The sequence below is a fragment of the Polaromonas sp. P1_G4 genome (assembly GCF_056405475.1).
On record NZ_JBFUCA010000341.1, the window covers coordinates 1 to 4,644 of the forward strand.

Consider the following 4,644-nt stretch of genomic DNA (forward strand, 5'->3'; position numbering starts at 1 on the left):
ACCGCCAGCTGGGCAAAAAGCCAGACCGCAAACAACAGACCTGTTGCACCCCATTTGATGTTGCAGTTTTCGCCCTGGACTGAATAATTTGCAGATACGCCGCGGGCCACATAAGCACAGAACTCTTCCTGCGGGTTGTGATCAAGCGCTCCGTAGCACATGAAAAAAGCCAGAGGCAGGGCCACTAAAAGCGGGATCAGCACCCATGACACCAAACGATCAACGGTGAAGTTCATTGCCAATCTCACTCATTTTTTGCTCTCGAAAATCTGGCCGTTTGCAGCGCGCCACGAATACGCGGATATCGACAGTCAAATGTGTTCAGTCGCGATAGGGTTCATTACTTCGCGGCGCATCCGGCAACTGTTCATCCAGCGACTGGCGGTAGCGGATGCAGCCGCGAAAGAACTGCGGCCAGTCAGGTACGACGGGCACAGGGTCGGTTCTCTCCGGCAGCAGCGCCCACAGCGCCGGATGATGCCAGCACAACTCGTGGCCCGTGCTGTCGCGGTGCTCGCGAATACCCTGGCGGAGTTTTTTGACTTCCACAATGAGTTGTTCACGCGACAAGCCTTCAAGATCGGTGTCCATGCTGCCTCCGTATTGAACATGAGATGTTCAGAGTGTGCGAACACCGACATCATAGGCACGACGGACCAACCGCACTCTGCCACCGGACGCCGATTGGGATCAGTCGTCGCGTCGCCCCGCAAGTCTTGCATAGGCAATGGCATCCGCCAGTTTTTCATAACGGTACTCACGAAACCCATACAGGCGTCCATCGAATGTGATGCCTAGCTCATGCATCAACGCTTCAGCACTCACTGGTGCTTGCACCGCATCGGGCAGTGGCGAAGGTTCTACCCCCACCTTGCTTGCAGCTGGCGATCTGCGCCGGCCGCGCATCAGATTAATGCCAATGGATGCCGCCACGCCAACTGCTCCCCAAACCATGAATGGCACGATCAGCTCCAGCAGTTGCGGCATCACCAGGATGAAGCTGCAACCTGCGTGGGGGCACGCGCGTTGCAGCCACGCGGACCAGGCAGCGTATCCCAATGCGATCCATCCAATCCAGAAAACTATGTGCATCACGGTCTTTCCAGCGCTTTTATTAGAAGTTAAGCCGCAAACCGAAGCTTGCCGCATGCTTGCGATTCCAACAAGGTTGAAGACAGGTGCATGGTTGCCAACTGCCCACGATCATAGGTTCGAAGCCAAACAACACCATCCCCCAAACGCATGAGGGACTCGCRCGAACAACGTTCTTGCCTCCGCCGAAACCGCTGTATAACCAAGCCATCAACGCCATCCACGTTTATCACCCCCAGAGGTGCACACCCCATGACTTCCACCCCTAGCCCCCACCCTACCCACCTGCGCAGCCACACCTTCCACGGCCTCGCCCCCGGTCCGCGCCTGCTGGTCACCGGCGCCGTACACGGCAATGAAACCTGCGGCACGCGCGCCATCACACAGCTGATGGAAGAAATCGACAACGGCAAGCTGGGCATTGAGCGCGGCACCGTGACTTTTGTGCCCGTGACCAACCCGCTAGCCTACCGGCTCAAGCAGCGCATGGGTGAGCGCAACCTCAACCGCAACATGGCGCCGAGTGCAATTCCGCAGGACTTTGAGGACCGCATCGCGAACGTGCTGTGCCCGCTGCTGGATGCGCATGACGTGTTGCTGGACCTGCACTCTTTTCACACGGGCGGTGCGCCGTTTGTGATGATCGGCCCGCAGAACAACACGGGGGCGCTGGAGCCCTTTGACCATGCCGCGGAAGAAATGCAACTGGCGCTGCACACCGGGCCGCACCGAATCGTGGAAGGCTGGCTGGAGACGTACGCCCGGGGCGTGCAGCGGCGCGCGGCAACGGCTGCGGGCGCTGCGGGGGGCGCCCGCGCGCAGACATTGGTGACGGACCCGAACTACGGCGTAGGCACGACCGAATACATGCGCTCACGCGGCGGCTACGGCGTGACGCTGGAGTGCGGCCAGCATGACGACCCGCAGGCGGTGCAGGTGGCGCGGCATGCAATTCAGCAGACGCTGGGCCTGCTGGGGCTGATTACGCAGAAACCCGCGCCGGTGCCGATGGCGCGCGAAATCCTGCGGCTCGTTGACGTGGTGGACCGCGAGCATGCCGGCGACACCTTCACGCGCGAGTGGCGCAGCTTCGACGCCGTGAAAGCCGGCGAGGCCATTGGCACGCGCAATGGCGGCGCACCTATTGCCGCGCCGGCGGACGGCTTTGTGGTGTTTCCGAATCCGCGGGGGGAAGTGGGCCAGGAGTGGTTTTATTTCGCGCAGCGGCGGGCTTGAGCCCGGATGGGCCGGGCCAGCGCCGTTGCGGGGTGGCTACGGCTTGCCGCAAGGCGCCGACATTGCTATCTATTTAATAGCCGCTTGCGCTCGCCCCTATTGGCTTGCAGGCCAATTTGATGGCTAAACGAAGGGCTTTTTTGCTTCAAAACGGGCTAAAACCCGTTTGAAAACCCGAAAAAATGATTTCAAACAGCCCCAACGGCCGGAAAACATGGTTTTTCAGCATTAAAAACGGCATCAGACCAATACTGACAAGCGCAATCAGCTATCTATTTGATAGCAAACTAATAGCACTCACGCTCCAACCCATTCAGTCCTTCACACGCGACGCAAAGGTCTTGCGGAATTTGTCGACCTTGGGGCCGACCACGAACGCGCAGTAACCCTGGTTGGGGTTGTTCTCAAAATAGTCCTGGTGGTAGGACTCGGCGGGCCAGTAGTTTTCGAGCGGCAGCACTTCGGTGACGATGGGTTTGCCAAAGGTTTTGTCCTGGCTGACCTGACGGATGAAGTCGTCGATCTCCGCTTTCTGCTCAGGCGTTGAGTAATAGATGCCGCTGCGGTATTGCGTGCCGGCGTCGTTGCCCTGGCGGTTCAGGCTCGTCGGGTCGTGGATGACGAAGAAAATTTCGAGGATCTCGCGCAGCGTGATGTCGGCCGGGTCGTAGGTAAGTTTGACGACCTCGTTGCTGCCGGTGCGGCCCGTGCAGACCTCTTCGTAGCTGGGCCGTGCGGCCTGGCCGTTGCTGTAACCCGACTCCACGTCGGTAACACCGCGCACCTTGACATACACCGCCTCGGTGCACCAGAAGCAGCCGCCGCCGAGCGTGATGGTTTGGGGGGAAGAAGGCATGGAAATCTCCGCTGAAATCCGTTGGTCGTACGGGGAGCGGCAATCTTACGCCGGGGCCCGCGGACCCGCGGAGAGGCCCACACATTGCCCCTGAAGCGAACTGGAAAGCGTCCGGTTCAGTCGCGCCGGCGCGGGCCTTTGGTGACGTGCTGGGGACCGACTGCACGGCGCATCAACCGCAGCAGGGCCAGCGCCAGAAGGCCGCCGGCCACGGCCAGGCCGAGCGAGCCCATGCTGAAGACCTTGTCGTTGGTGGCGCCCTTGCTGAGCAGGGCGGCCACGAAGTCGCCGCCGATGAAAGCGCCGAACATGCCGACGCCGAGGCTTTCGAGGATGAGGATTTTTTCGCGGGTGCCCGCGAGCAGGCAGGCGGCCCCGCCGAGAAGGGCACCCACCAAACACCAGATATACGGGTTGATGCCGTTCTCCTGAAGACTATGAACTGCCCCATGGTGACAGCTTTACGCCCCCAGCGGTGGACATATTTTTACCAAGGTCATTCGCCAGGGCACCTGGGCGGGACGGAATCTTCATGCCTTCGCCGCCGGGGCGATTGCGCGCACCGCCTTCACAAAAGCGGCCAGCGCCTGGTGGTCGCGTGCGGTTTTCCAGAGGCAGTGCGTTTCATAAGGTGTGGTGGCGGCATCCAGCGGCACAAAGGCCGCCCCCGCCATGGCCGACTGCCTGAGCGCAGCCGGCACCAGCGCCACACCCATGCCCTGCGACACCAGCGACACCACACTGAGCCAATGCCGCAGTTCGTAGCGGATCTCCGGGTAAAAACCGGCTTCAGTACAGATCATCAGGATGCGTTCGTGGTAGTCGGGCGAGACGGTGCGCGACACCACGGCAAAGGGTTCGCCCTGTAACTGCTGCAGCGATATCGAACGCTTTCGCGCCAGCGCGTGCCCCGCGGGCAGGCAACCGACAAAGGCCTGGCTGGACACCAGCACCTGCGACAACTCGGGCGGCACGCGTGTGGTGTGCACAAAGCCGAGGTCCAGCCGGTCATGCGCCAGCTCGATCAGCTGTTCGCTGGAGTTGAGTTCCTTCAGCGTGAGGCGCAGCAACGGGTGTTCGGCCTGGAAGCGCTCCAGGATCCTGGGTAGGCCGCTGTACAGCATGGTTCCTGAAAAGCCGATGGCCAGACTGCCGGCCATGCCCTGCCCCACGTCACGTGCATGGCCAGCCGCCTGCGCGGCCTGATCCAGCAAGGCGCGCGCCGCCGGCACAAAGGCCTGCCCGGCGGCGGTGAGTTGCACCGATTTGCTGTTGCGCGTGAGCAGCTTGGCGCCGACCGAGGCTTCAAGCTGCTGGATGTTCAGCGACAGCGGCGGCTGGGAAATCGACAGGCGCCGGGCCGCCCGGCCGAAATGCAGCTCTTCGGCCAGGACAAGGAAATAGCGGAGGTGACGAAATTCCATAAGCCATCCATGAATATGTTTTTTATATCGTTGGAT

General features: G+C 61.1%; 7 protein-coding genes. 1 reads left to right on the forward strand and 6 read right to left on the reverse strand.

What is annotated here, in order from left to right; all coding sequences use genetic code 11:
- From AC1D1X_RS16045 to AC1D1X_RS16055, 3 genes are all read right to left on the reverse strand, one after another.
- The coding region (locus tag AC1D1X_RS16045) for a hypothetical protein (RefSeq protein WP_477698644.1) at window positions 1-236 on the reverse strand (236 nt) is incomplete at its 3' end.
- Window positions 237-321: 85 nt separating this feature from the next.
- On the reverse strand, window positions 322-591 hold the full coding sequence (locus AC1D1X_RS16050; protein WP_477668045.1) for a hypothetical protein: 270 nt from the start codon (window positions 589-591) through the stop codon (window positions 322-324).
- A gap of 99 nt (window positions 592-690) precedes the next feature.
- Complete coding sequence (locus AC1D1X_RS16055; protein WP_477698645.1) at window positions 691-1,092, reverse strand: hypothetical protein; 402 nt, start codon at window positions 1,090-1,092, stop codon at window positions 691-693.
- Window positions 1,093-1,344: 252 nt separating this feature from the next.
- Between AC1D1X_RS16055 and AC1D1X_RS16060 the strand changes: the two genes are divergently transcribed.
- Window positions 1,345-2,328, forward strand: coding sequence for a M14 family metallopeptidase (locus tag AC1D1X_RS16060; RefSeq protein WP_477668047.1), 984 nt, complete (start codon window positions 1,345-1,347; stop codon window positions 2,326-2,328).
- A gap of 313 nt (window positions 2,329-2,641) precedes the next feature.
- On the opposite strand, the gene msrA is transcribed toward AC1D1X_RS16060, so the two are convergent.
- From msrA to AC1D1X_RS16075, 3 genes are all read right to left on the reverse strand, one after another.
- A complete protein-coding gene (msrA, locus tag AC1D1X_RS16065) occupies window positions 2,642-3,184 on the reverse strand; it encodes a peptide-methionine (S)-S-oxide reductase MsrA (protein WP_457279947.1) in 543 nt (180 codons plus the stop codon).
- Between the two features lie 116 nt (window positions 3,185-3,300).
- A complete protein-coding gene (locus AC1D1X_RS16070) occupies window positions 3,301-3,579 on the reverse strand; it encodes a hypothetical protein (protein ID WP_477668048.1) in 279 nt (92 codons plus the stop codon).
- 135 nt (window positions 3,580-3,714) lie between these two features.
- Window positions 3,715-4,608, reverse strand: coding sequence for a LysR family transcriptional regulator (locus AC1D1X_RS16075; protein WP_477668049.1), 894 nt, complete (start codon window positions 4,606-4,608; stop codon window positions 3,715-3,717).
- Between the last annotated feature and the right edge of the window lie 36 nt (window positions 4,609-4,644).

Coding starts and splice junctions, on each gene's coding strand:
- AC1D1X_RS16050 (WP_477668045.1), bottom strand. CDS start 591: ATGGACACCGATCTTGAAGGCTTGTCGCGTGAACAACTCATTGTGGAA.
- AC1D1X_RS16055 (WP_477698645.1), bottom strand. CDS start 1,092: ATGCACATAGTTTTCTGGATTGGATGGATCGCATTGGGATACGCTGCC.
- AC1D1X_RS16060 (WP_477668047.1), top strand. CDS start 1,345: ATGACTTCCACCCCTAGCCCCCACCCTACCCACCTGCGCAGCCACACC.
- msrA (WP_457279947.1), bottom strand. CDS start 3,184: ATGCCTTCTTCCCCCCAAACCATCACGCTCGGCGGCGGCTGCTTCTGG.
- AC1D1X_RS16075 (WP_477668049.1), bottom strand. CDS start 4,608: ATGGAATTTCGTCACCTCCGCTATTTCCTTGTCCTGGCCGAAGAGCTG.